The organism is Arthrobacter sp. L77 (genome assembly GCF_000816565.1).
In the GTDB taxonomy this organism is placed as follows: domain Bacteria; phylum Actinomycetota; class Actinomycetes; order Actinomycetales; family Micrococcaceae; genus Arthrobacter_D; species Arthrobacter_D antioxidans.
This window is the reverse complement of the sequence record NZ_JWSU01000006.1, coordinates 33,718-59,627: the sequence shown is the minus strand read 5'-3', so window position 1 is coordinate 59,627 and position 25,910 is coordinate 33,718. Positions and strand designations below refer to the sequence as shown.

At 71.9% G+C, this 25,910-nt stretch carries 20 protein-coding genes and 3 pseudogenes; 5 read left to right on the top strand and 18 right to left on the bottom strand.

All coding sequences use genetic code 11. From position 1 onward, the window contains the following. Positions 1 to 5: 5 nt before the first annotated feature. The 7 genes and pseudogenes from obgE to RY94_RS18730 all read right to left on the bottom strand — a co-directional run. Positions 6 to 1,589, bottom strand: coding sequence for a GTPase ObgE (gene obgE / locus RY94_RS10455; protein WP_043444940.1), 1,584 nt, complete (start codon positions 1,587 to 1,589; stop codon positions 6 to 8). Between the two features lie 115 nt (positions 1,590 to 1,704). Next, positions 1,705 to 1,965 carry a 50S ribosomal protein L27 gene (gene rpmA / locus RY94_RS10450; protein WP_028280075.1) on the bottom strand — a complete coding sequence of 87 codons (261 nt, stop codon included), beginning with the start codon at positions 1,963 to 1,965 and terminating at the stop codon, positions 1,705 to 1,707. Between the two features lie 58 nt (positions 1,966 to 2,023). Continuing rightward, entirely contained in the window at positions 2,024 to 2,332 is a 309-nt protein-coding gene (rplU, locus tag RY94_RS10445; protein WP_043444935.1) for a 50S ribosomal protein L21, read from the bottom strand. Positions 2,333 to 2,582: 250 nt separating this feature from the next. Beyond that, positions 2,583 to 3,674, bottom strand: coding sequence for a bifunctional hydroxymethylpyrimidine kinase/phosphomethylpyrimidine kinase (locus RY94_RS10440; RefSeq protein ID WP_231554541.1), 1,092 nt, complete (start codon positions 3,672 to 3,674; stop codon positions 2,583 to 2,585). Positions 3,675 to 3,831: 157 nt separating this feature from the next. Next, positions 3,832 to 7,305, bottom strand: coding sequence for a ribonuclease E/G (locus RY94_RS10435; protein ID WP_082046268.1), 3,474 nt, complete (start codon positions 7,303 to 7,305; stop codon positions 3,832 to 3,834). Between the two features lie 403 nt (positions 7,306 to 7,708). Continuing rightward, the gene (dxs, locus tag RY94_RS10430; protein ID WP_043444931.1) at positions 7,709 to 9,682 is read right to left on the bottom strand and encodes a 1-deoxy-D-xylulose-5-phosphate synthase; all 1,974 of its coding nucleotides are present in this window, start codon (positions 9,680 to 9,682) and stop codon (positions 7,709 to 7,711) included. Between the two features lie 195 nt (positions 9,683 to 9,877). Next, a pseudogene (locus RY94_RS18730) lies at positions 9,878 to 10,099 on the bottom strand (class I SAM-dependent RNA methyltransferase); the annotation flags it as partial. A 333-nt stretch (positions 10,100 to 10,432) separates the two neighbouring features. Here RY94_RS18730 and RY94_RS18635 point away from each other — a divergent pair. Continuing rightward, positions 10,433 to 10,690 (top strand): annotated as a pseudogene (locus RY94_RS18635) (PhoH family protein); the annotation flags it as partial. 612 nt (positions 10,691 to 11,302) lie between these two features. Here RY94_RS18635 and RY94_RS18630 read toward each other — a convergent pair. Further along, positions 11,303 to 11,545 (bottom strand): annotated as a pseudogene (locus RY94_RS18630) (TRAM domain-containing protein); the annotation flags it as partial. A gap of 11 nt (positions 11,546 to 11,556) precedes the next feature. Continuing rightward, a complete protein-coding gene (locus RY94_RS10420) occupies positions 11,557 to 13,533 on the bottom strand; it encodes an APC family permease (protein WP_043444929.1) in 1,977 nt (658 codons plus the stop codon). 102 nt (positions 13,534 to 13,635) lie between these two features. Here RY94_RS10420 and RY94_RS10415 point away from each other — a divergent pair, with 102 nt between their 5' ends. Both RY94_RS10415 and RY94_RS10410 read left to right on the top strand, forming a co-directional pair. Continuing rightward, positions 13,636 to 14,310, top strand: a complete 675-nt coding sequence (locus RY94_RS10415; protein WP_043444927.1) for a potassium channel family protein — start codon at positions 13,636 to 13,638, stop codon at positions 14,308 to 14,310. Then, the gene (locus RY94_RS10410; protein ID WP_043444925.1) at positions 14,307 to 14,981 is read left to right on the top strand and encodes a potassium channel family protein; all 675 of its coding nucleotides are present in this window, start codon (positions 14,307 to 14,309) and stop codon (positions 14,979 to 14,981) included. Before RY94_RS10415 ends, RY94_RS10410 begins: the two co-directional genes overlap by 4 nt. On the opposite strand, the gene RY94_RS10405 is transcribed toward RY94_RS10410, so the two are convergent. The 4 genes from RY94_RS10405 to dut form a co-directional block, all read right to left on the bottom strand. Next, positions 14,978 to 15,760 (bottom strand): DUF3159 domain-containing protein, encoded by a 783-nt coding sequence (locus tag RY94_RS10405; protein ID WP_043444923.1) that lies wholly within the window; start codon positions 15,758 to 15,760, stop codon positions 14,978 to 14,980. The genes RY94_RS10410 and RY94_RS10405 overlap by 4 nt on opposite strands. A gap of 10 nt (positions 15,761 to 15,770) precedes the next feature. Next, a complete protein-coding gene (locus RY94_RS10400; protein ID WP_043444921.1) occupies positions 15,771 to 16,010 on the bottom strand; it encodes a hypothetical protein in 240 nt (79 codons plus the stop codon). Between the two features lie 119 nt (positions 16,011 to 16,129). Then, complete coding sequence (locus RY94_RS10395) at positions 16,130 to 16,972, bottom strand: DUF3710 domain-containing protein (RefSeq protein ID WP_043444919.1); 843 nt, start codon at positions 16,970 to 16,972, stop codon at positions 16,130 to 16,132. 76 nt (positions 16,973 to 17,048) lie between these two features. Then, positions 17,049 to 17,555, bottom strand: coding sequence for a dUTP diphosphatase (gene dut, locus RY94_RS10390; RefSeq protein ID WP_442853454.1), 507 nt, complete (start codon positions 17,553 to 17,555; stop codon positions 17,049 to 17,051). A gap of 156 nt (positions 17,556 to 17,711) precedes the next feature. On the opposite strand from dut, the gene RY94_RS10385 reads away from it, so the two are divergent. After that, a complete protein-coding gene (locus tag RY94_RS10385) occupies positions 17,712 to 18,188 on the top strand; it encodes a DUF3093 domain-containing protein (RefSeq protein WP_043444917.1) in 477 nt (158 codons plus the stop codon). 3 nt (positions 18,189 to 18,191) lie between these two features. Here RY94_RS10385 and RY94_RS10380 read toward each other — a convergent pair whose 3' ends face one another. Then, positions 18,192 to 18,497: a DUF4193 domain-containing protein gene (locus tag RY94_RS10380; protein ID WP_043444915.1), complete on the bottom strand. Its 306-nt coding sequence runs from the start codon at positions 18,495 to 18,497 to the stop codon at positions 18,192 to 18,194. A gap of 200 nt (positions 18,498 to 18,697) precedes the next feature. Here RY94_RS10380 and sepH point away from each other — a divergent pair, with 200 nt between their 5' ends. Continuing rightward, positions 18,698 to 20,137 carry a septation protein SepH gene (gene sepH / locus RY94_RS10375; RefSeq protein WP_043444913.1) on the top strand — a complete coding sequence of 480 codons (1,440 nt, stop codon included), beginning with the start codon at positions 18,698 to 18,700 and terminating at the stop codon, positions 20,135 to 20,137. Between the two features lie 93 nt (positions 20,138 to 20,230). On the opposite strand, the gene RY94_RS10370 is transcribed toward sepH, so the two are convergent. From RY94_RS10370 to RY94_RS17875, 4 genes are read right to left on the bottom strand one after another with little or no spacing between them, the layout of a single operon-like run. Beyond that, the gene (locus RY94_RS10370; RefSeq protein ID WP_043444911.1) at positions 20,231 to 20,971 is read right to left on the bottom strand and encodes a thymidine kinase; all 741 of its coding nucleotides are present in this window, start codon (positions 20,969 to 20,971) and stop codon (positions 20,231 to 20,233) included. Beyond that, complete coding sequence (locus tag RY94_RS10365; protein WP_043444909.1) at positions 20,964 to 22,181, bottom strand: alkaline phosphatase family protein; 1,218 nt, start codon at positions 22,179 to 22,181, stop codon at positions 20,964 to 20,966. Before RY94_RS10365 ends, RY94_RS10370 begins: the two co-directional genes overlap by 8 nt. Positions 22,182 to 22,186: 5 nt before the next feature. Then, positions 22,187 to 22,864 carry a DUF5998 family protein gene (locus RY94_RS10360; RefSeq protein ID WP_043444907.1) on the bottom strand — a complete coding sequence of 226 codons (678 nt, stop codon included), beginning with the start codon at positions 22,862 to 22,864 and terminating at the stop codon, positions 22,187 to 22,189. A 60-nt stretch (positions 22,865 to 22,924) separates the two neighbouring features. Next, on the bottom strand, positions 22,925 to 25,786 hold the full coding sequence (locus RY94_RS17875) for a bifunctional acetate--CoA ligase family protein/GNAT family N-acetyltransferase (RefSeq protein WP_043444904.1): 2,862 nt from the start codon (positions 25,784 to 25,786) through the stop codon (positions 22,925 to 22,927). Positions 25,787 to 25,910 lie beyond the last annotated feature (124 nt).

Below are 25,910 nucleotides of genomic sequence, written 5' to 3'. Positions count from 1 at the left end.
GGGGCCTAGTCCTCGGACTCGGTGTCTGCGCCCTTCTGGGCGGAGGAGGCCTGCTTGCGGTTCTGCACGGACTCGGTCCAGACGCCCGCCTTGCGGTCGGCCTCGAGCTCGGCGCGGGCCGCGGCCTTGGCGTCCTTGCGCTCCTGGTACTCCTCGCGCTTCTGTTCGCGCGTGGGCCGCACGTACTCGGCGAGGCGCAGGTCGGAGCCGCGGGGGCCGGCGAGCAGTTCGGCGCCGCCCATCATGGTGGGCTCCCAGTCGAAGACCACGCCGTCGCCCTCGCCGATCACCACGGTGTCGCCGGGCTTCGCGCCGGTCTTGAACAGCTGCTCCTCCACGCCGAGCTTGGCGAGGCGGTCCGCGAGGTAGCCGACGGCCTCGTCGTTCGTGAAGTCCGTCTGCTTGACCCAGCGCTCGGGCTTCTCGCCGAGGACGCGGAACAGCGGCAGGGCGTCCTTCTCCTCGTGGCGGATCCTGAACGAGGCGGCATTGACGCCGCGGGGCCGGAGCACCGGGGGCTCGATCCTCGGGGGGGCGGTCGCCACGGCCTTGCGTGCGTTCTCGACGATCTCCGCCATGGCGAAGCCGAGCTGGCGCAGGCCCTCATGGCTGGAGGCGGACACCTCGAAGACGCGGTAGCCGCGCGCCTCGAGCTCGGGGCGCACGAAGCCGGCCATGTCCTTGCCGTCGGGGACGTCCACCTTGTTGAGCGCGACCAGGCGCGGGCGCTCGTTCAGCGGCACGACGTCGCCGTCGGGGCCGGCGAAGCTCATGTCGACGGCGTACTTGTCCAGTTCGGCTTCGATGATCGCGAGGTCGTTGAGGGGGTCGCGGTCCGTCTCGAGCGCGGCGCAGTCGAGCACGTGCACGAGGGCGGCGCAGCGCTCCACGTGGCGGAGGAAGTGGTGGCCGAGGCCCTTGCCCTCGCTCGCCCCCTCGATGAGGCCGGGGACGTCCGCGATGGTGAAGCGCGTGGAACCCGCTTCGACGACACCGAGGTTCGGGACGAGGGTGGTGAACGGGTAGTCGGCGATCTTCGGGCGGGCGGCCGACATGGCGGCGATGAGGCTGGACTTCCCGGCGGAGGGGAAGCCGACGAGGGCGATGTCCGCGATGGACTTGAGTTCCAGGACGACGTCGCGCTCGTCGCCGGGGATGCCGAGCAGCGCGAAGCCGGGTGCCTTGCGCTTCTGGGAGGACAGGGCGGCGTTGCCGAGCCCACCCTGTCCGCCGGCCGCGGCGATGAACTCCGTGCCCTCGCCCACGAGGTCGGCGAGCACTTCGCCGTCCTTCGTCTTGACGACGGTGCCGTCCGGGACGGACAGGATCAGGGTCTCGCCGCTCTTGCCGCCGCGCCAGTCGCCCATGCCGTTGCCGCCGTTCGTGGCGTGCCGGTGGGGTGCGTGGTGGAAGTCCAGGAGGGTCGTGGTCTGGTGGTCCACGCGGAGGATGACATCGCCGCCGTCGCCGCCGTTGCCGCCGTCGGGCCCGCCGAGGGGCTTGAACTTCTCGCGGTGGACGGAAACGCAGCCGTGGCCGCCGGTGCCGCCGGATACGTGCAGGACTACGCGGTCAACGAAGCTCGCCACGTTGATCTCCTTCTACAAATGCTTCACTGTGCCGAGTCTGATCGGCTTAAAAGAAAGGTGGGGCGAGCCGTAGAGGCTCACCCCACCCGAAATGCCTGGTGTACCGTGCGCAGAACTACTCTGCTGCAGCGCCCACGATGTTGACGACCTTGCGTCCGCGGCGTGTGCCGAACTCCACGGCACCTGCCTCGAGTGCGAAGAGGGTGTCGTCCCCGCCGCGGCCGACGTTGGCGCCCGGGTGGAAGTGGGTGCCGCGCTGGCGGACGATGATCTCGCCGGCCTTGACGACCTGGCCACCGAAGCGCTTGACGCCGAGGTACTGCGCGTTCGAGTCGCGGCCGTTGCGCGTGGAGCTTGCGCCCTTTTTATGTGCCATGGGTTATGCCTGCCTTCGCTGGAATGTTCTACGTGAGGAGATCGGTAGCCCGAAGGGACTACGCGATACCTGTGATCTTGACGCGGGTCAGTTCCGAACGGTGACCCTGGCGCTTCTTGTAGCCGGTCTTGTTCTTGAACTTCTGGATGACAATCTTCGGTCCACGAAGATTCTCGACGATCTCGGCAGTGACGGAGACCTTCGCGAGGTCCTCCGCTGCGGAGGTGATCTTGGCGCCGTCTACCAGAAGGAGGGCAGGAAGCTTGAACGTGCTTCCAGCCTGACCGGTGACGCGGTCAAGGGTAACGAGGTCTCCTACAGAAACCTTTTCTTGGCGGCCGCCTGCGCGGACAATCGCGTACACCACTTGGGAACTCACTTCTCTCGACAATCTTGACTTCTGATGAAAAAACTAGGGTGCGCCTCGGCAGCAATCCTGGGGTTGCTCTTCGCGCCTGTCCCGCTCCGTGTGTCCATGACACCGAACCCTGGGGCTGCTGGTGTCGTCAGGAGCTTCTGCACGGGTCAGAAGCCCTGACGGACACCCACGGACATGCCGGTTAACAGGCGGATGCACCGAGGGTCAAGGCTACGGCAGTACCGCCTCTTCCCGCAAATCAGTGGCACCCCGCGGCGCACGTCCCGGGCCGTGGACACGGGCGGCGTCGAAGAAGTGCAGCTCGTGGAGCGCGGACCACCGGAAGGCGGCGAGCATGGCGCGCCGCCCTGGCCATCGCCTCAACGACGTCGGGGTCGGCGTAGGTGGCGATCCATGCGCCGTAGGGGCGTGCGCCGGCCGGCCCGGCGTCCCCGTCCCCGAAGCCCGTCCCGGTCTCCCTGAGGAGCCGGTCGCGGTGCAGGTCGGTCTCGTTCCCGAGGCAGGAGGCGGCCGCCGCGAGGCAGAAGCGCCGCTCCGCCTCGGACGGCGCCGGCGCGGCCGTGCGCGCGAGGACGCCCGCATACTCCCTGAGGTGGAGGGCTGCAGGTAGTAGGAGAAGTGGTCTGCGGGCAGGCTTCCGTCGGCCGGTCGGACGGTGGGCGGAGAGGAGCGCACCCTCGAGCCAGGATTTCGCCTCGCGGAGCGCTGTGGGCCAGTCCCCGGTGATGGCGAATCGGGTGGCCGGGGCCGACGAGAGCGGGCATCCCGTGCGGTGCGTGTTCACCGTCCCCACGCGCCTGCCGTCGACGACCAGGCGCTCCTCGGGGGCACCTGAGGGTGGAACGGGGGCGTCCGGGCACCGCTCCCCCGGGACGTGCCCGCCCTTGACCAGGACGGACGTGCCGAGCCGCACGGCGAAAGTGGTGCCCTGCTCGAGGGCGACACCCCGGGTCGGTGCCGGGCCGGCGCCCACCAGGACGGCGGGTTCGGCGATGTTGGGGGTGACCAGTGATGCCCGGCGGGCGAGCTCGAGGACGGCCCGCACGGCGTCGTCGTCGAGCAGCCGGGCGCCGCTCGTGGCGACCATGACGGGATCCAGCACGACGGCGGGCGGTGCCACGTCGTCGAGCCATCCGGCGACGCACTCGGCGATCGCGGCGCTGCCGAGCATCCCGATCGTGACCGCACTGATGGTGACGTCGTCGGATACCGCGTCGAGCTGCCGGCGGAGGAAGGGGACGGCAGGGGTGTGCACGGCGCTGACACCGCGCGTGTCCCGCGCCGTCGGCGCCGTCACCGCACCCATCGCATAGCCACCGTTGGCACTGATGCTCTTGATGTCCGTCTGGACGCCGGCCCCGCCGCGGGGGTCCGAGCCCGCGATGCTCAGGATGTTCGGGAGGGGCCGGGCGGGAAAACAGGAGGGCCGGAGCCCTTGCGGACTCCGACCCTCCTGGAGGGGAACGGTCGTGCCGTTCCCCTGGTCCCTACAGCTCGGAGGCGGGCACCCCGACGCCGAAGATCAGGGGCTCGACGGCGGATGCCTCGGGCTTCGCCACGGGCGCCGCGGCCTTCGCCACGTGCCGGGTCCCTGCCGGCTCGACGGCGGCCTCCACGCCCTGCGTCTCGATGGCCGTGTCGGCCGCTCCCTGCGCGCTACGGGCCACACGGCGGCGCGGACGCGACGCGCGGGCGGTCCCGCCCGACGTCGGCTCGGAAGCCGTCGGTCCGGAGGTCGCCGCCGGTCCGGTGCGGGGTTCCGCCGCCGGCACCTGTGCGGACAGCTCCACGCCGTCGACGGCTCCTGCCGCGGCGGGCTTCCGGTTGAAGGCCTCGCTCAGGCTGTCGAGGGTCAGGCGTGTGGCCGGAGCCTCGACCGTCTCCTGGACGGCCGGCCGTCGGCCGTCCGCCCGGGGCAGGGTGACCGTCTCGCCGTTGATCGTCAGCACGGCCTCGGTGACCTGGACGTCCGCTGCGGGGGCGTCCTGCTCGGCCGCCTCCTCATGGGCGTGGTGGGTCGCGGCCGCGATGCTCGCCAGGGCTGCGCGGGCGGCCTCGGCCTTCGCGGCGCGGTCGGGGCTCTCGACGACGGCCACCGGAGCCTGCGCCATGACCTCGTCCTGCTGGCCCCCGCGACCGCGGTTGCGCTTGCGCTCGCTCCGGGACGGCTTGTCCTGGCGCGGCTGCTGCTGCTGCTGGCTTTCTCCGGTCGTGGACCGGCGGTGTTCCACGGGCTCCATGTAGGTGACGACGCCGCGTCCCGCACAGTGCTCGCAGTCCTCGCCGAAGACCTCGAGCAGGCCCGTGCCCATGCGCTTGCGCGTCATCTGGACCAGGCCCAGCGAGGTGACCTCGGCGACCTGGTGCTTGGTCCGGTCCCGTCCGAGGCATTCCACGAGACGACGGAGGACGAGGTCGCGGTTCGCCTCGAGCACCATGTCGATGAAGTCGATGACGATGATGCCGCCGATGTCCCGCAGGCGCAGCTGGCGTACCACTTCCTCTGCGGCCTCGAGGTTGTTCTTGGTGACGGTCTCCTCGAGGTTGCCGCCGCTGCCCGTGAACTTCCCGGTGTTGACGTCGACGACGGTCATGGCCTCGGTGCGGTCGATCACGAGGGATCCGCCGGAGGGCAGGTAGACCTTGCGCTCGAGGGCCTTCGTGATCTGCTCGTCGATGCGGGACGCCGCGAAGATGTCCTCCTCGCCGGTCCACTTCTCCAGCCTGCCCACGAGATCCGGCGCCACGTACATGACGTAGGCCTCGATGGTGTCCCACGCGTCCTCGCCCGAGACGACGAGCTTGGAGAAGTCCTCGTTGAAGACGTCACGGACCACCTTGATGGTCAGGTCCGGCTCGCCGTACAGCAGTTCGGGGGCGAGGGTCTTGGTCGAGCCGGCCTTGCGCTCGATCTCCTCCCACTGCGCGCGGAGGCGGTTGATGTCGTGGGTCAGCTCCTCCTCGCTGGCGCCCTCGGCCGCGGTACGGACGATCACGCCGGCGCTCTCGGGGAGGCGATCCTTGAGGATGCGCTTGAGCCGGTTCCGCTCGACGTCGGGCAGCTTGCGGGAGATGCCCGTCATGGACCCGCCCGGGACGTACACGAGGTAGCGGCCGGGCAGGGAGATCTGGCTCGTCAGCCGGGCTCCCTTGTGCCCCACCGGGTCCTTGGTGACCTGCACGAGGACGGGATCCCCGGACTTCAGGGCGAGCTCGATGCGGCGCGGCTGGCCGTCGAGGCCCGCCGCGTCCCAGTTGACCTCACCGGCGTAGAGCACGGCGTTGCGTCCGCGTCCGATGTCGACGAAGGCCGCCTCCATGCTGGGCAGCACGTTCTGGACCTTGCCGACGTACACGTTGCCGATCAGCGAATCCTGCTGCGTCCTCGAGACGAAGTGCTCCGCGAGCATGCCGTCCTCGAGCACGCCGATCTGGATCCTGTCGTCCGACTGGCGCACGATCATCTGGCGGTCGACGGACTCGCGGCGGGCCAGGAACTCGGCCTCGGTGATGACGGTGCGGCGGCGACCTGTATCGCGCGATTCGCGGCGGCGCTGCTTCTTCGCCTCGAGGCGCGTGGATCCGCGCACGCTGGTCACGCGGTCGGAGACCGGCTCGCTGGACTGCCGCGGCGCGCGGACGCGGGTGACGGTGTTGGGCGGATCGTCGTCCTCGCCGCCGGTCAGTTCGAGGTCCTGGTCGCCACGACGGCGACGGCGACGACGGCGTGAGGTCACGCTGGCGCTCTCCTCGGGTCCGCTGCCGTTCGGGCGGTCCTCCTGGTCCTCGCCTCCGGCGTCCTCGGTGCCGGCCTCGGCCTGGCCCGCGTCACCCCGGCCGCGGCCCCTGCTGCGGCGGCTGCGGCGCGAGCGGCGACCGGACTCCTCGGACTCGTCCTCCCCCGCCTCCTCCTCGAGCGGGGGCGCGACCTTCACGGACGGCACGGAGACCGTGGTGAGGTCCGGCGCATGGAACAGGAGGGACAGCGGCGATTCGGGGATGGCGAACGGATCGAGGCGGCCGCCGTCCGCGGTCTCGCCGTCCTCGACGCCCTCGTCGGTGGTGGTCTCGGCGGTGGTCCCGATGGTGTTCCCGGCGGCTGCGGCGTCCGGGGCGGAGGGCTCGGCTGCGGCGGGAGCGTTCCCCTCCGGCCCGTCCTGCTGCAGGGGCTCCGAAGCCCGGCGGCTGCGGGTCCGGGAGGAGGTCCGGCGTGCACGGCTCGGCTTCTCCGCCGAGACCGCTTCGGCGGCATCCGTCCCGACGGCCGGTACATCGGCGTCCACGGGGGCTGCCTGGTCGACGGCGCTCACGATGGCGCCATCGATCGCCGTGGCGGGTCCGGCGTCGGCGCCGGCCGCACGACGACGCGTGCGGGGTGCCCGCGCGGGAGCGGGAGTCCCGGCGGAATCGTCGGCGACGGGCGACGCCGCGGTCACGGTGGTCGCGGGGTCGGTGCCTGACGGATCGGCCGTATCGACGGCGACCGGCTCTGCGGTCCGTGCTGCCGCGGACACTGCCGGCTCGACGGCGGCGGGTACCGCGGTGGCGGGCCCGGCCTCGGCGCTGGCGGCACGACGGCGGGTGCGGGGTGCCCGCACGGGGGCGGCCGGGGCGTCGTCGGCTGCTGCCGGCGATCCCTCCGCGGCGTCCGCCGTGCTCTCCGGGGTGGGGGTCTGATCCGTCACGACGACCGGCTTCCGGACGCGCGGGGCCCGCTTGCGGACCGGCGCGGCGGTCTCGGCAGGCGTATCGGTGGCGATCCCGGTGGAGGCGTCGGCCACAGTCCCTGCGCTCTCCCCGGCTGTCCCTGCATCGGGTGCCGGCTGCAACACCGAGGGTGGCGCCCCGGCCGGCGCACTGGCCGTGCGGCGCTTCCTCGGCGTCCTCGCCGGTGCTGCCTGGGCCTCCACGGGTGCTTCCGCTGCGGTCTGGCCGTTCTCCTGCTGTTCTGACTGATCCATGAGGTGCTCGCTCCAAGCCCCTGCGGCACCGGCCACATTCCAGCGCCCTCGAGGGCGGTATGTCGGCCGGCCGCGGGCCTTTCGCCCGGCGGCTGACCGGAAGTCGATGTCATGTCGTCCGAGGTCGCACCGTCATGGGGGTGCTGAATCACTCGACGACCAGTGGCGCTTTTCCAACTCAGCCGCCGTGGTGGACGGTGGGTCCCACCGGCGGATTCCGCCTACTTCCGCCGACGGGGCGGACTCGGTAGGACGGGAGCATCGCTTGCGGAACGGAAGCCTGTCACTGGACCGGCGCGGGAATGTGGTTCCCTCGCCAGCCTTCGTCATTGTCTCACACCACCTTTCGAATGGGGCGTCCCACGCGCGCGGGACGCCCCGTTCGACGGGGCCGTCCGGCCTGTCAGCTCCGCGGGAACTGATCCGTGGCCGGCGCGTGGTCGCCGGCGAGCGGACGGGCCACGGGCACCTTCGTGCCGAGGACCTGCGCGACGACGTCGTGCGTGATCTGCTGCGCGGTCAGCCCCACGCGCTCGAGGACCTGGCTGCGCGATCCATGGTCGAGGAACTCGACCGGCAAGCCCACCTCGTTGAGCGCGGTGTCCACGCCCGCCGAGCGCATCTCCTGGCGGATCCTGGACCCCACGCCGCCGGCGCGGACGCCGTCCTCGATGACGATCACGATCCGGTGCTCCGCTGCCAGGTCGATGACCGAGCGGCGGACCGGGAGGAGCCAGCGGGGGTCGATGACGGTGGAGCTGATGCCCTGCGCCCCGAGCCTGTTCGACACGTCGAGCGCCAGTTCGCTCATGGCGCCCACGCTGACGATCAGGACGTCGTTGGTGCGCGACCCCGACGGCCGGCGGGTCAGGACGTCGACGCCGTCGTCGAGGCGCTCCACGGCCTCCACCTCCGCGCCCACGGAGCCCTTGGAGTACCGCACCACGGTGGGGGCGTCGGAGACGGAGACGGCCTCGCGCAGTTCCTCGCGCAGCCGGGACGCGTCCCGGGGTGCGGCGAGATGAAGGCCGGGGATGGCCTGCAGGAGGGCCATGTCCCACATGCCGTGGTGGCTCGCGCCGTCGGGCCCGGTGACGCCGGACCGGTCGAGGACCACCGTCACGCCCGCCTTGTGCAGGGCCACGTCCATGAGGAGCTGGTCGAAGGCCCGGTTGAGGAAGGTGGCATAGAGGGCGATGACCGGGTGGAGCCCGCCGTAGGCCATGCCGGCCGCACTGGTGACGGCGTGCTGCTCGGCGATGCCGACGTCGAACACGCGGTCGGGGTGCCGGGCCGCGAAACGGTGCAGCCCCACGGGGATCAGCATGGCCCCGGTGATGCCCACGATGTCGGGGCGCTCGTCGGCGATGTCGGCGATCTCGTTCGCGAAGACGGAGGTCCAGGACTGCGACCCCGCGCCGTCCACGGGTTCGCCGGTCTCGGGGTCGATGATGCCGACGGCGTGGAACTGGTCGGCCTCGTGGGCGCGGGCGGGCGCATAGCCGTGGCCCTTCTCCGTGATCGCATGCACGATCACCGGGCCCTCGTAGTTCCTGGCGAGCTGCAGGGCCTGCTCGACGGCTGACTGGTCGTGGCCGTCCACGGGCCCCACGTACTTCATGCCGAGGTCCTCGAAGAGGCCCTGGGGCGCCCACCAGTCCTTGACGCCCTTCTTCAGGGCGTGGAGGCTCTTGTAGCTGAATTCGCCGACCGGGCCGCCGTTCTGCATGCGGTTCTTCACCCGGTCCAGCGTGCGTTCGTAGATGCGGTGCGTCCGCACCGAGTCGAGGGTGGGCCGCAGGGACGCCAGGTAGTCGGCGACGCCGCCGATGGTCGGGGCGTAGGAGCGTCCGTTGTCGTTGACCACGATCACGACGCGGCGCCGCTTGTCCGCGGCGATGTTGTTGATCGCCTCCCACGCCATGCCCCCGGTGAGGGCGCCGTCGCCCACGAGGACCACGGTGTAGCGGTCGCCCTCACCGCCGAGGACCCGGGCCCGGGAGATGCCGTCCGCCCAGGAGAGCGAGGACGAGGCGTGCGAGCTCTCCACGATGTCGTGCACCGACTCCGCCCGCGAGGGGTACCCGGACATCCCGCCCTCCTGCCGGAGCGTGCTGAAGTCCTGGCGACCGGTCACGAGCTTGTGCACGTAGGACTGGTGGCCGGTGTCGAAGATGATGCTGTCGCGCGGCGAGTCGAAGATGCGGTGGATGCCGAGGGTGAGTTCGACGACCCCGAGGTTGGGCCCCAGATGGCCTCCGGTGCGCGAGACGTTGCTCACCAAAAAGGTGCGGATCTCCTGCGCGAGTGCCTTCAGTTGCGCTTCGCTGAGCTTGCTCAGGTCCTGTGGGCCGTGGATCGTCTCCAAGAGTCCCATCCGCGCCTCCTTGATTCGTTCGGAGGGGCGGCGTGGCCGCCCCGGATGATCCTTAACTCTAACGTTCGGGGTCCGGGCGGGGTGCCATTGACAGGCGTCCGCGCAGCGGCGGGGTGCCTGCCCTCCCGCCGGCGGCGAGGGTGGGACCCCCGCCGTCGGGGGCGTCCTCCGCGTCTGGCGGGAGCGCGCTCCGCCTCAGGCGGGAGGCAGGAGGCGCGCGAAGGACTCCATGTGGTGCGTGTGCGGGTACAGGTCGAAGACCCGCAGGGCGTCGAGCGACCAGCCGGCGGCTAGGAAGTAGCCGAAGTCGCGGGCGAAGGACGCCGGGTCGCAGGAGACGTACCCGACCACCCTCGGGCGGGCCTGGACGATCTGCCGGACCACCTTCCTGCCGGCGCCGGCACGCGGCGGGTCGAGCAGGACTCCGTCGAGCGGTTCGTTCCGGCGCCCGAGCACGGCGTCCACCCGGCCCTGGACGATCGAGACGTGGTCCTGGCCGTGGAGGTTGCGTTTCGCGTCGCGGCTCGTGCCGGGCGATCCCTCGACGGACAGCACCGAGCCGTCCGGTCCGACGGCACGGGCGAGCGGCACGGTGAACAGCCCGGCGCCGGCGTAGAGGTCGGCCAGGTGTTCGCCCGCGGCCGGCTGGAGCCCGTCGAGGACCGCGGTGACCAGGGCCTCGGGCGCGCCCCGGTGGATCTGCCAGAAGCCCGCCCCCGTGACGCGGTAGTCGAGGCCGAGCACGCTCTCCTGGAGCCACGTGCGGCCCGTCATCCGCTGCACCTGCCCGGACTCGGGGTCGAGGACGCCCACGGAGGCGCCGTGGATGGAGGACGCGACGGCACCGGCAAGTCCGCCCTCGCCCTGTGCGCGGGACTCGAGGCCGTGCTCGAACGCCGGGAGCACCGCAAGGTGGTGGTCTTCCGGCCGCTCTACGCCGTGGGCGGCCAGGAACTCGGCTACCTGCCCGGCGGCGAGAACGAGAAGATGAACCCCTGGGCGCAGGCGGNTCCGCTGCACCTGCCCGGACTCGGGGTCGAGGACGCCCACGGAGGCGCCGTGGATGGAGGACGCGACGGCAGCGACGCGCCGCGGGGAGGTCGCGGCGGCCGGCACGAGCAGCACGAGCGGCTCGCCCCCGCCGGACGGCACGGCGACGTCGGCCCGCTCGATGCCGGTCAGGTCCAGCGTCCACAGGCGGAGGTCGTTGACGGCCGCGACCGCGAGCGGCATCTCGCGGACCGGGACGACGTCGTGCGAGCGGTGCAGGTGCATGGCGAGCCGCCCGGCGTGGTCCACGGCGAACGCCGCGCGGGTGCGCCAGCCGAGGCCGTCCGCGGCCTCCCCCGGAGCTGCCTCCACGGTCACCGGGCGGTCGATCGACGCCAGGCGCGAGAGCTGCTCCTCGAAGACGGCGGCCTTGAGCAGGCGCTGCTCGTCGAGGGCGATGTGCCCGAACTCGGCCCCGCCCACGGCCGCGCGTCCCCGGGCGGCGGCCTTCAGGGCGTCGGCGAGGGGCCACGGGTGGGGAACCCGGGCGGGCGAGGCCTCGAGCACCTCGACGACGTCGGCGCGCCAGAAACTGGCGGCGTCGTCCGTCCCGGTGAACCGGACGCGCACGCGCTCCCCCGGCAGGGCGTGCCGGACGAAGACCACGCGGCCCTCGTGCCGGGCCACGAAGTGGCCGCCGTGGGCGGCCTTCCCGACGGTCAGTTCGGCGGTCGGTTCGGCCGTCGGCTCGGCCGTCGGTTCGGCGGGAGCTCCGGCGGTCGGCTCCGGCGTGCCGGGCCGGGCGGGCGCCGCTGCGGGATCGGGCCGCTCTCCCGGGGTCGAGGGATCGGAGGCTCGGACGGCGTCGCTCATGGGGCTTCTTCCTACTTCATGTCCTGATAGATCTGGGCCGCGTCGGAGGACGCGAGCTGCCACGGCACGCTGGCGACCATCACCCCGGGTACGAAGTGCAGCCGCGCCTTGATGCGCAGGGCGGTCTGGTTGTGCACCAGCTGCTCCCACCACTTTCCCACCACGTACTCGGGGATGTAGACCACGATCAGGTCGCGGGGCGAGTCCCTGCGGATCGACCGGATGTACTCGAGGATCGGCGTGATGGTGTCGCGATAGGGCGAGGCGAGCACGGTGATCGGCACCGGGATCTCGAACTTGTCCCAGTCGGCGAGGGTACGGCGCGTCTGGTCCGCGTCGACGTCGACCGTGATGGCGTCGAGCCGGGAGGGCCGCGAGGCACGGGCGAAGGCCAGGGCGCGCAGCACCGGCTTCCGCACGTGGGAGACGAGGATCACGGCGTGGACCCGCGAGGGCAGGGCGCGCAGGCGGACGGCGTCGTCGATCGCGAGTTCCGCCGCCACGGTGTCGTAATGCTTCTTGATGGCGCGCATGAGGACGAACAGGACCGCCATGGCGAGCACCGCGATCCAGGCACCGTATTCGAACTTGGTGACGAGGACGACCACGAGGACCGCCGCCGTGAGGCCGAAGCCGAGGGTGTTGATGGCGCGGGACTTGTGGATGGTCCACCGGTTCTGCTTGCCGACGGTGCTGCGGAGCACCCTGTTCCAGTGCGTGATGAGCCCCAGCTGGCCGGCCGTGAAGGAGACGAACACACCGACGATGTACAGCTGCACCAGAGCGGTGACATCCGCCCGGAACACGAGGATGAGGACGACGGCGCCGAGCCCGAGCGCGATGATGCCGTTGCTGAAGGTCAGGCGGTCCCCCCTGGTCCGCAGCTGCCGCGGGAGGTAGCCGTCCGTGGCGAGGATGGAGGCCAGGACGGGGAAGGCGTTGAAGGCCGCGTGGCCCGCGAGCATCAGCATGAGCGCCGTCGCGGCGACCACCAGGTAGAAGACCGGGGAGCCGGCGTCGAAGACGGTGCGGGCGAGCTGGCTGACCACGGGCGCCTGGATGTAGTCCTCGGGGACCGGCCCGCCGTCGAGCAGCAGCTGCGCCCCGGGGTCCTGCACCACGTGGACGCGCGCGGCATTGGCGAGGTAGATGACGCCCGCGAGCATCGCGGAGGACACCAGGCCGAGGATCAGGAGTGTCGTCGCGGCGTTGCGTGAGCGCGGCTTCTCGAAGCGCGGCACGTTGGAGCCCGGGCCCTCGAGCCCGGTGAGGGCGGCTGCACCCGCGGAGAACGCCCGGAGGATCAGGAGGCCACCAGCGAGCCCCACCAGACCGGCGTCGAGCGCAGTGTCGGGGACGATCTCGAAGCGCGCGCTCGGGGCGTCGGCCAGGGTCCCGGTGAGGGCCTGGACCGTGCCCGTGACGCACAGGGCGAGGATCCCCGCCAGGAAGCCGTACGTGACGACGGCGCGGGCGCGGACGCCCTGCGTGACGCCGCGCAGGTTCAGCAGGACGAGCACCGCGACGCCCACGACGGCGAGGGTCACACGGACGTCCTCCAGCGCGGGGGCGAGCGAGACGACGTACTGGGCCGCCGCCGAGACGGACACGGCGACGGTGAGCAGGTAGTCGATCATCAGTGCCGAGGCCACGGTGGTGCCCGCCCGGGGTCCGAGGTTCCGCTTCGCGATCTCGTAGTCGCCGCCGCCGGAGGGGTAGGCGTGGACCGCCTGGCGGTAGGAGGCGACGACGACGAGCAGGACCGCGATCACGGCGAGGCCCACCCAGGGCGAGATGGCCACGGAGGCCACCCCGGCGAGGGCGAGCGTCAGGAGGATCTCGTCCGGCGCGTAGGCCACCGACGACAGCGCGCTGGCCGAGAAGGCGGGCAGCGCCAGGCGCTTCGGCAGGCTCCTGTTCCGCAGCCGGTCGCTGGCGAAGGGCTTGCCCACCAGCACCCGCTTGACGGCCTCGAGAAAAGTCAGCACAGCCCAAACACTAGCGCGTCCGGTCGTCCGGCCAGCCACTAGGCTTGGAGCTGGTACGGCAGGGAACGGCAGGATCTACACCAAGAATCAGGGGTGCCCTCGGTGGCTCATTTTGTGATCATGGGTTGTGGCAGGGTGGGCGTCAGCCTCGCCCACACACTCGACGAATCGGGCCACTCGGTAGCGATCATCGACCAGGACGACCGCGCGTTCCGCCGCCTCCGGTCCTCCTTCGGCGGCCGCAAGGTCACGGGCGTCGGCTTCGACCGGGAGACCCTGAAGCACGCCGAGATCCAGGACGCCTACGCCTTCGCGGCCGTGTCCAGCGGCGACAACTCGAACATCCTCGCCACCCGCGTGGCGCGCGAGACGTTCCACGTGCCGCACGTGGTGGCGCGCATCTACGACCCGGGACGCGCGGAGATCTACCAGCGCCTCGGCATCCCCACCGTCGCCGCCGTGCGCTGGAGCGCCGACCAGGTGCTCCGCCGGATCCTGCCCGAGCAGACCATCAACGGGGACTTCCGTGAGACCTCCGGGCGGCTGATCCTCGCCGAACTCGCGCCGAGCGACGCCTGGCTGGGGCGGTCGCTGAAGAGCATCGAGGCCGCGAGCGGCGTGCGCATCGCGTACCTCACGCGCTTCGGCGAGGGCATCCTGCCCGCCCATGACACGAGCTACCAGCAGGGTGACATCCTGCACGCCATGATGAAGACGACCGCGACGAGCGAGATCGGTCGCATCCTCGCCGCGGCGCCGAAGGAGGAGAACCAATGAGGGTCGTCATCGCCGGAGCCGGGAGCGTCGGCTCGTCGATCGCGCGGGAGCTGCTGGGCAACAAGCACGAGATCCTGCTCATCGACGAGAAGCCCGAGGTGATCGGCCGCAGCGGGCTCAAGGGGGCCAAGTGGTTGATCGGGGACGCCTGCGAGCTCACCACGCTCAAGGACGCCCGGCTCGACGAGGCCGACGTGGTGGTGTCCGCGACCGGCGACGACAAGGTGAACCTCGTGGTGTCGCTCCTCGCGAAGAGCGAGTTCGGTGTGGGGCGCACGGTCGGTCGGGTGAACAACCCGAAGAACGACTGGATGTTCGACGACTCCTGGGGTGTGGACGTTGCGGTCAACACGCCCCGGCTCATGACGGCCCTCGTGGAGGAGGCCGTGGAGATCGGCGACCTCGTGCGCCTGCTGACGCTGCAGACCGGGGTGTCCTCGATCGTGGAGTTCACGGTCCCCCAGGACTCCCCCCTCATCGGCCAGACGATCGGCTCCCTCAGCCTCCCGGAGGACTGCGCCGCGGTCGCCATCCTGCGCGACGACTCCCCCATCACCCCCAGCCCGGACGACCTCGTGGAGGGCGGTGACGAGCTGTTCTTCCTCGCGGCCATCGCTGCCGAGGACGAGCTCCGGGTGGCCCTCTCCGCCCGGAACGACGACGACAACTAGCTGTCCGCGGGAGGTCCGCCGGCCGTGACCGGGCGGGGGCGCGAGACGATCCATGCGAGCCAGACGCCGAGCGCGTACAGCGGTAGCCCCATGGCCACGCGCGTGGATCCCAGCGCCGCGACGTTCCCGGCCAGGTAGAGCGGCACCTGGACGGCCAGGCGCAGTGCCAGCACCGCCACGATGATCCAGGTGGCGGTCGCGTAGGCGCGGACGCGCGCGGGGTCCTTCCGCCATTCGATGCCCTCGTTGCGGATGAAGCCGAAGAGCAGCCCGGCGAAGGGCCACCGGAACACCACCGAGGCGGCCATCGCGATGATGTACCCGCCGTTGATGAAGAAGCCCGGGAGGAAGAAGTCCTCCGCGTTGCCGGTGCGCTGGGCCACGATGGCGCAGAACGCCACGCCGACGAGCCCCGCGAGGGCCTGCGTGACGGGTGTCCTCGAGACGAGCCGGAGGACGGTGAAGACGGCGGAGACCGCCAGCGCCGCGACGAGCGAGACCGTGAGGTCCCTCGTGACGGTGAAGAGGACGGTGAAGACCAGCCCGGGGGCGATGCTCTCGGCGAGACCCTGGACACCTCCCACCGAGGACAGGACGTCGATCTGGCCGGAGTCGCTGCGCTTCACCCCGGACTTCGCGGCGTACTGCATGGCGAGGTCCGCGGCCGTCGGCCCGGCCTGCGGAGCGGCCTGCGGGTCGGTCGGCCGGTCCTCCGCCGGGCGGCCGCCGTCGTCGGCGTGCCGCCGGTGGGCGTCGGGATCCTCGATCGGGTGGCTCATGTCTGGTACCTCATCCGTTCTCGTCCGGGCGGCCGATGATCTCGTAGCGCGGGTTGTACACGGTGGGCGTGCCGTCCACCGTGGTGAGCATTCCCTCGAACCGCAGCGCGACTCCCGCCTCGATCCCCGGCACGCGCCGCTGGCCCATCCAGATGATCCGGACGGTCGTCCGCGCACCGTTCCAGTCGATCCGCGCGAGGACGCTGAAGGACGGCGGGGCCAGGACGGGCGCGATGGTGAGGCTGGTCACGACCCCGTGGGCCTTGATCCTCCCACGCTGCGGAAGCGCGGCCGGTGCGGGGACGGGACCGCGCCCCGGGCCGCCGGGGTCGGCGGGACCCGGGCCGGACGGCAGGGCGGGCACGGCGGTCAGCGGGTCTCGGTGATCTCGGGACCGCGCTCGAGCGGGTTCAGGTCCGGGCGCGCGGGAGCGGGAGCGGGAGCGGCCGGGGCCCCTGCCGCGGCCTCCTTGGGCAGCTTGAGCTGCAGCAGCTCGCGCGGCGGGAGGGGGTGGTCGCCGCGGACCACGACGACGCTGCGGAACAGCCGCTCCATGGGTGCTGCCGCGGCCGGCTCGAGGGCCGCGGGGCCCCCGAAGACTCCCCGCAGGAACCAGCGCGGGCCGTTGATGCCCACGAAGCGCGCCACCCGGTACCCGGCCTGGCCGTCGGGTGTCTGCGCGGGCAGCTTGGCGAAGAGTTCGGTACCGAGCCTGCCCGGCCGCTCCTCGACCGTGCCGCCCTGGGCGCCCACCGAGGTGCCGATCTGCTCCCGGATCTCGTCCCACAGACCCTCCGTCTTCGGCGCGGCGAAGGCCTGCAGCTGGAGGGTCGACCCACCGAGATCCAGCGTCACGGCGATGACGCGCTTGCTGCGCTCCTCGACCTCGAGGCGCAGCTGCAGCCCGTCGGCCGCGTTGATCCGCACGGCACCGAGGTCGATGTAGCCGCTCGCGGTGTCCTGCTCGGAGAGGTCGAACGGGCCGTGGGTGGCGCGATCGTAGTCCGCGCTGGACACGAGGGCGGCGGCCTGCGGGACGCCGGGTGCACCGGCAGCCGCAGGCACGGCGGCATCAGCGGGCGCATCGGCGGTCCCGCCCGTCGCAGCCTCGTCCACCGTTCCGCCCGGCGCCGCCGTGGCATCGTGGTCCTGCTGCTCCGACGCGTCGGGGACGTCGTCCTGCTTCTTCTTCCTGGGGCGCCCAAAAGCCATGTCCGGGGTCCTTTCCTGTGGCGTGGTCGAGTGGGTGGGATCTTCGGTGGTCGCTGCTGCGACACGGAGTGGGGCGTCAGCCGCCCGCGGGCGCTGCGCCGGCGGGCGCCGGGGCGGGGCTCCCGAAGCCGCCGGTCGACCCGAAGCCACCGGTGCCGCGGGCGCTGTCGGGCAACCGGTCGACGACGGTGAACGCGGCACGCTCCACGCGCTGGATGACCAGCTGGGCGATCCTGTCGCCCCGCGAGAGGCGGACCGGTTCATGCCGGTCGGTGTTGAGGAGGCAGACCTTGATCTCCCCGCGGTAGCCGGCGTCGACGGTTCCCGGAGCATTGACGATCGTCAGGCCGTGTCGGGCGGCGAGCCCTGACCTCGGGTGCACGAGGCCCACGTAGCCCTGCGGGAGCGCCATGGCCACCCCCGTGGGGACGAGCGCGCGTTCGCCCGGTTCGAGGACCAGATCGACGGCGGTGCGCAGGTCCGCGCCGGCGTCGCCGTCGGTGGCGTACGCGGGGGGCTCGAGGCCGTCGTCGAGCATCAAGATCTGGACCGGGAGGTCCTGCTGTGTACCCATGAACTGCATCTCCAAGGCGAGCTATCCGGTGACCAGCACCCCACTTTAGCGCCTTTGCCGGAGCCCCACCTGACAGCCTCGGGACCCTCCGGGGGGCGAGGCCGCGAGGTGGCCGGGAGCCGGGGCGGGGATGAGGCCGGGGCGAAAGGGTGGAATGCTGGTGTCATGTCCAGCGCGCCCGGGGAAGCCCCCCAGAACACACCCGACCAGACCGTCCTCTACGACGAGCGCCTGTGGCCCTCGCCCTGGATCTGGCTGATCGCGGCGGGGTTCTCCGCGGCGACGATCATCATGTTCGCGCCCATCTCGATGTTCGTCGGCTACGCGGTGGCCGTCGTCGTCGCGGTCATCGTGTTCACCATGCTCATCCTGTCCACGCCACGGATCACTGTCACCCCGACCACCCTGACCGTGGGCCGCGCGACCATCGAGCGCGAGTACCTCGGGGCGGTGGACTGGTTCGGCGGCGAAGATGCGACCTACCAGCGCGGCCCGGGCCTGCACGGCCTCGCCTACCTGTGCATCAGGGGCTGGATCTCGCCGGTCGTGAGGATCGAGGTCACGGATCCCGAGGACCGCACGCCCTACTGGCTCGCGTCCTCCCGCACCCCGGAACGCCTCGTCGCAGCCCTGGCCGGCTGAGCCTCAGCCCTCGCAGTCCACGCAGTACAGCTGCCCGTCGCGGTCGCGGGCGATCTGCGACCGGTGCCGGACGAGGAAGCAGGAGGCGCAGGTGAACTCGTCGGCCTGCGCCGCGAGGATCTGCACCGAGATCTCCTCGCTGGAGAGGTCCGCGCCGGGCAGGTCGAAGGAGTCCGCGGCCTCGAGCTCGTCGTCGTCGATCACCGCCGTCTGCAGCGCCGCCCCGGCGCCGAGTGCCTCGAGTCCGTCGCTGCGGGTGTCGCCGTCGTCGTCGACCGTTGTTCGCGGCGCATCGTAGTCCGTCGCCATATCTGCCTTCCCACGCTCCATACCGTCCGGATCCTGTCCGACCATCCGCGGGTCGTCTGCCCACGGCTGTCATAACGCTACGGCCTCCCGATTTGTGCCCGGCGCAGCGCCGCAGCCCGCCACGCCTGATCACGTAGTAGGAATGGCCGCCATTCAGTGGCACAGTTTCATCTAGGAATTATTGTCGGCTGGAGGAATCGATGCACGAGCTACGCCTGGTGGGTGTCCATGAGGATGGTGGACATCTGCTGTTGAGCGGCGAGGATGGGGTGTCCTACCGGCTGCCCATCGACGACGCGCTGCGCCGTGCGAGCACGCCCGCCGACGGTCCGACCGCGCCCCGGGCGGTGCCGCCGCAGGAGCCCCGGGCGAAGCCGGCGAAGCCCCCGGTCCACCTGACCCCCCGCGACATCCAGGCCCGCATCCGGACGGGCGCGACGGCGGAGCAGGTCGCCGCCGAATCGGGCCTCGACCTCGCCCACGTGCAGCGCTACGAGGGTCCGGTGCGCGCCGAGCGCGACTACCTGGCCTACCTCGCGCAGCGCGTCGAGGTCGCCACACCGCTTCCGAGCCATGACGGCTACCGGTCAGCCTTCGGCGACGACCCCGCCCTCCTCGGCGACATGGTCGCCTACCGCGTGCAGAGCTACGGGGTGGACCCGGCGTCCCTCGAATGGGACTCGTGGCGGCGCCAGGACGGGTCCTGGCACGTGGAGGCCTCGTTCGAACTGCCCGAGGGCTCCACGGTGGACCTGGGCGAGCAGCCGCCCGCGCAGTGGACGTACAACCCCACCCGCAAGACGGTCGTGAACGGCAACCGGTGGGCGCAGGTGCTCAGCGAACTCGAACCCCTCGACGGCCCGCTCCCCGCCCGCAGGCTCAGCGCCGTGGCGGATCGTGTCTTCGACTTCGAGGCGGAGAAGGCCGACGAGGCGGCCCCGGCCGACCAGGACGGCCTGCTGGACGTCCTGCGCTCACGCCGAGGCCAGCGCCTCGGCGCCGACGAGGACGGCGACGACGCCCTCGCGGAACTCCTCACGCGCGGCGGCATCCCGGCCGCCCATCCGAGGGCCGACGACGGCATCGCGGACAGCGGGACCCTGGACAACGGGACCCTGGACAACCAGACCCGGGACACCGCGGCCCGCGACGGCGAAAGCGGGCTGGACGGGGATCCGGGCGTCGCCGACGAGGACGCGCCGACCGGACGGGAGACCGCGGTCCAGGGTCTCTCGCTCGCGCCGCGGATCGGGGACGACGACGTGCCGGCCGGCGATGGCGGCAGCGGGGACGAAGCGGCCCGGCACGAGGACGGATCGCCGAGGCTCCACGACGGGGTCAGCACGGACACCCGCGAGATCAGCATCTTCGCCCAGCCCTCCCGCCGGCTCCAGCCGCCGGCAGCGGGGACGGGACGCGACGGCACCGGCAAGGGCAACGCTGCCCGCACCACGGGCCGGGATGCGCCCCGGGGCACCGGCAAGGGGTCCGGCAGGGACACGGGCAAGGACACCAACAGGGACGCTGCGAGGGAACCGGGCAAGGACGGCGCGGACGTCGCGGCGGAGCGCCGGGTCAAGCCCAAGCGCTCGAGCGTGCCGAGCTGGGACGACATCGTCTTCGGGCGGAAGGGCGACTGACCTGCCCGCCGCCCTGAGCGGCGGCATCACCGGAACGCCCCGACCGCACCGACCGCGCAGCCCGGCCGCCTGGCCCGGCACGTGGACTGCGGGTCAGGTCAGGTCGGCCTCGTGGAGCCGCGTCTCGAAGGGCAGCGGCGCCTCGTTGGCGTAGAGCGACGGCGACGTCCGGGAGGTCTGGCGGCGCATGTGGTGCCGTCGGCACAGCGTCTCGTACCCGACCACGGGCTCACGGTCGCGTCCTCCGGACAGCGGATCGTCCGCGGGACGCCTCACGATCGCCGGGGCGTCGTCGTCGATGGGCTGGTCCACATCGCCGACCACCATCTGGTCCCCCTCGACGACCATCACGCCGTCCACGGTGCGGGCGTTGTGGGTGGCCCTCTTCCCGCACCAGCACAGCGCCTCCACCTGCAGCACCTGCACGCGGTCGGCGAGTTCGATCAGGCGCTGCGACCCCGGGAAGAGCCGGGTGCGGAAGTCCGAGGTGATCCCGAAACCGAAGACGTCGATGTCCATCTCGTCCACGACGCGCGCCAGCTGGTCGATCTGGTCGACCGTGTAGAACTGTGCCTCGTCGCAGATCACGTAGTCGATCCGCGCGCCCATGGTCTGCCGCAGCGTGAGCTCGGTCCAGAAGTCGGTGTCCGGGAAGACCTCGACGGCCGGCACCTGGAGCCCGAGGCGGCTGGAGATCATGGACTCCCCCGCGCGGTCGTGGGAGCTGAAGAGCACGCCCCGGCGGCCGCGGGCCTTGTGGTTGTGGTCCATCTGCAGTGCGAGGGTGGACTTCCCGCAGTCCATGGTGCCCGAGAAGAACAGGAGCTCAGCCACGGCGCGCCCCCCTGCTGCTCCTGCTGCGGCTGCCCGCTGGGCAGCCGGTCGCTGCGGGTCTCGCCAGGGTGATGAGGGGGACGTCGCGCTCGGCCCGCGTCAGGGAGCCGTGCTGCCCCACCATCTCGAACGCCGTCGGCTGCACGCGCCGCCCGTCGATGAGGGCGATGCCCTCCCGTGCCAGCACGAGCAGGTCACCGATGCGGGGCAGGACGTCGTCGCGCACGGGCCCGAAGTATCCTCCGGCGACGGCCTCGTCCCGCGTCAGGACCCACGCCCGGGACCCGAAGGCCTCATGCCAGCGCAGCGCCAGGGCGTCCCGCTCCCCGGCGGAGAGCTCCGGCGCGAGGTAGAGGTGGAGCATGCGCGGCTCGCCGCCCGTGTGGGCGACGCCCTCGAGGAGGTCGGGGTGCGCCGAATAGTCGATCCGCTGCGGTGCCGCGATGTCCACCATGCCGTGGTCCGCCGTCAGGAGCAGGAGCGTGTCCGAGGGGACCCGGCGGGCCAGGAGCTTCAGGGCGGCGTCCAGGTCCTCGAGGGCGCGCAGCCACTGCGGGGAGTCGACGCCCCACCGGTGGCCGGCCTTGTCGAGGTCGTTGACGTAGAAGTACATGAGCATGGACGGCGCCGCAGCCAGCTGCTCGGCGGCCGCGTCGATCTGCGCGTGGATGATGCCCGCCCCGGCGAAGGCCCCGCCGCGCAGCGCCGCGCGGGTCATGGGCGAGTCCTCGAAGCGGGGGTGGCTCACGGTGACGACGGGCAGGTGCACGGACACCCTCTCGAAGACCGTCGGGTGCGGCTGCCAGGCGAGCGGATCCACCGCGGCGTCCCACCGGCCGAGCATGTTCACCACGGCATCCTGTGCGGGGTCGAGGACGTCGTAGCCCACCAGGCCGTGCTGCCCGGGGGCGAGGCCCGTGCCCAGGCTGGCCAGTGATGCCGCCGTCGTCGAGGGGAAGGCGGAGGAGAGGATCCGCGCGGACGGGAGGCTCTCCCGCAGGTACGGGGCGTGCGCGGCGTACCTCCGCAGCAGCGTCATGCCCAGGCCGTCCACCATGACGACGGCGATGCGCCGTGCGGCGGGCAGGCCGAGGGCGTTGGTGAAGCCGTCCACGCCGAGCACTGCGGCAGAACTGGTCATCACCTCGGCCACGGTGGACACGCCGTAGGCGGGCGGAGCGGGCAGGGGCTCCCGGTGGAGGAAAGGCACCGCCGCTACCGCTGGTGGTGCGGCCTGTTGAACCGCGCGCCGAAGCCGGGCTGCCGGCGCGGCGTCACGTCCGGCGCCGCGATGTACCCGCCGGCGACGGGGCTCGCCGTGTTGACCTTGCGCAGCGCCCGGGCGAACCCCTTGGCGTTCTGCACCGCCTGCGCGCCGTCCGCCTCGGCGCTGACGCGCAGCACGATGTCCTCCTGGGCCATCGTCCCGGTGAGGCCGTGGTCGGCGTCGCACTGCGGGTCGCCGCAGCTGGCGGGGCCGATGTCCAGGCGCTGCCCGCCGGACCAGGCGATGGCGAGCGTCATCTCGCGGACCTGGTCCGTGGGCTTGTAGTCCTGCGGCTGCGCGTAGAGGTAGCTCAGGACCACGGAGCGGATCTGGCTCACGGGGACGGACTCGGTGGAGATCTGCGCCATGACCTGCTCGCCGGCGTCGTCGAGCTGCTGGTCGTCCACGTGCGTGATGACCAGCATGTCCTCGGTGAGGACCAGGACCGTGATGTGGCGGTGCACCTCGGTGCGCTCGAAGTGCGTCTCGAGGTGTGCGACGTGGGAGAGCGGCTCCCGGCCGTCGAGGGCGTCATGGACCACGTCGGCCACGAGCCGGGGGTAGAAGCCTGCCCGCTCGAGCGATGCATCGAGGTCGCGCCACTGTGCCGAAAGCGATGGGGTCATACGCCCAGTTTCCCCCACCGGCCCGCCTCCCGCCTAACCAACCCGCGGACGCGGGTACGGTCAGTCGCGCATCGCCCGCCGTGCGCTGTCGGTGCGGCGCTGCGGATTGCCGACGTCGATCGCGGCGCTGAGCACCGAGAGCCCGGACGCGGCGACGAGCACGGGATTGAACTCGAGCCGGGCGATCTCCGGGTGGTTGTCCTTCAGCAGGGCCACGCGCGCCACGAGGTCCTCGATGGCCGCGACGTCGGCGGGAGGCAGGCCCTGGTAGCCGAAGAGCTTGCGGGACGCGCGCGGCGCGCGGACGAGGTCCGCGATGTCGCCCGTGCTGAGGGGCGGGACGGCGTGGGCCCAGTCGTCGAGCAAGTTGACGGCGTCGCCCGCCAGTCCGAAGGAGATGACCGGGCCCATGAGCGGATCCTCGATGGCGCGGAGGCTGCAGGCCTGGCCCGAGGGGGCCATGGACTGCACCTCCATGCCGAAGCTGCCGAACGGGGCGAGCACCTTCTCCATCAGGGTGATGTTCCGCCGCAGCGACTCGGGCTCGCCGATGTTCAGCCGGACGCCGCCGAGGTCGAGGCGGTGGCGCAGGTTCTCGTCCATGGTCTTCAGCGCCACCGGCCAGCCGAGGCGTCCCGCCTCCTCGACCGCCTCGTCGGCGGAGGAGAAGCGGGCGGACGGCTGGAGGTGCAGGCCGTAGCAGCCCATCAGCGCGGCGCTCTCCTCCGCGGTGAGCCGTGTCAGTTCGACGTCGGCCACCCTGGCCCGCACGTCCGCCAGGATCCGCGTCGCGGCGTCGACGTCGACGCCGTCGGGGTCCACGAACTCCCCGTGGTCGCGGGAGCGCCAGTGCGCGTACCGGACGACGGCGCCGTGGCCGAGATCAGGTCCGTCACGGGGCGGTCGAAGATGTCGGGCGTGAACTTGTCGAGGCTGCCCCGCACGGCGACGAGCAGTTCGAGCTGCTCGCCCCACTCCCTGAAGCTGTCGCCGAGGGNGGCCCGGGACGCCGGCGGGGGTGGCCGCGACGGGCACCCGGACGGGATCGGCCTCGGGAGGTGCGGCGGGGGCAGCGGGAGTGGTGGGAGTTGCGGGCTCGTCGCCGGACGACGGCGCGGCCACGAGTCCGTCGAGCTGGACCCGGGCGTCGAGGATGCCGGTGAAGGACGCGACGACGGGCTTGCCTGCCGTCTCGGCGCACCGCTGCAGGCATGCGGCCATGGCCTCCGCGGTGAGCCCGCGGACCGGAAGCGTGGTGACGATCGCGGTGTGCACGGCGTCGTCGCGCAGTGCGTCCGCCACGGCCGAGGCGAGGGCGGGCAGGGCGACGGACTGCCCCGTGTCGAGCAGCAGCCCGGTCTCCAGCCGCGCGACCGTCATGCCCTGCGACACGACGCCGTCGGCCACCACCTTGCCGAGGGCGGACGAGTTGCTGAACACCGCCACGCCCGGGCCCTGGGGCAGGGGCTGGCTCGCCACGATCTGCGCGATGTCCATCAGCTGCTCCGTGGTCTCGACCCGCATCACCCCGGACTGCCGGAGCATGGAGTCGAGGGCACCGGGGGGTGCCTGGCTGGTGCGGACGGCGTGGCCCGGCGGGAGCTGCAGGCCCGTGACGTCGGACTTCGCGACGATCACGGGTTTGGTCCGGGCCAGGCGGCGGGCGATCCGCGAGAACTTCCTCGGGTTGCCGATCGATTCGAAGTACAGGCCGACGGCGCGCGTGGTCGGGTCGTCCTCCCAGAACTGCATGGCGTCGTTGCCCGAGACGTCGGCCCGGTTCCCGGCGGAGATCACCGAGGAGACGCCGAGTCCGCGGCGGTGCGCGCTGGCGTAGAGGAGCACGCCGAGGCCCGCGGACTGGCTGAAGAGGGACAGCGCCCCGCGCATCGGCAGTCCGGGCGCCATCGAGGCGTTGAGCCGGATCGCGGGGTCCGTGTTCACGAGGCCGAGCGACGCCGGCCCGACCACGCGCATGCCCTGGGCCCTGGCCTTGTGCACGAGGGCGCGCTGCCGTGCGAGGCCGTCGCCGTCGTCGTCCCCGTAGCCGGCGGTGGCGACGAGCAGGCCCTTGACCCCGGCACGGCCGCACTCGTCGACGACGGCCTCCACCTGGTCCTGGGGTACGGCGATGACCGCGAGGTCCACGGGTTCCGGGACCTCGGCGAGCGAGGCGTGGGAGATCATGCCGTGCAGCTCGAAGGCCTCGGGGTTGACGGCGTACACGCGCCCCGTGAACCCGCCGTCCACCAGGTTCTCGAGCAGCGCGTAGCCCACGGTCCCCCATTCGCGGCTGGCGCCGATCACGGCCACGGAGGACGGCGTCAGGAGTTCCGCCATGCTCCTCGCCTCCGCGCGGTGCTCCCGCGACTCCATCACCGCCTGGGACCTCCGGGTGGGATCGATGTCGAAGCTGAGCATCACCACGCCGTCGTCGAAGTGCCGCTCCACCTCGTAGCCGGCCTCGGCGAAGACCGTGATCATCTTCCGGTTCTCGGGGAGGACCTCCGCGGAGAACCGGCGGATGCCGTTCTCGCGGGCGGCGGCGGCGAGGTGCTCGAGCAGGATGGAGCCGACGCCGCGCCCCTGGTGGTAGTCGGAGACGTTGAAGGCCACCTCGGCCTCGAGCGGGTCGTCGAGGCGGTCGTAGCGGCCGATCCCGATGATGTCGCCGCCCCGCGTGATGACGAACGCGACGCGGTCGCGGTGGTCCACCTCGGTGAAGCGCCGGAGCTCCTTGGTGCTGAGCCTGGCCTTGTAGGTGAAGAACCGCAGGTAGATCGAGTTCTGCGACTGGCGGACGTGGAACGCCTGGACGGCGTCGGCGTCGGAGGGTGAGATGGGCCGCAGGTGGGCCGTCCCGCCGTCGCGCAGGACGACATCAGCTTCCCAGTATTCGGGGTATTGTCCGTCTGCCACCATAGACTCAGGGTAGTCGGCATCCCCCCGGCCGGGCCGGGACCGCGGTCGGAACCGTCCCCGGGTCGCGGATGCCGCCAGAGAACCCCGAACCGTACCCCTGAGTTGTTGAGGAACCGCCACGCAC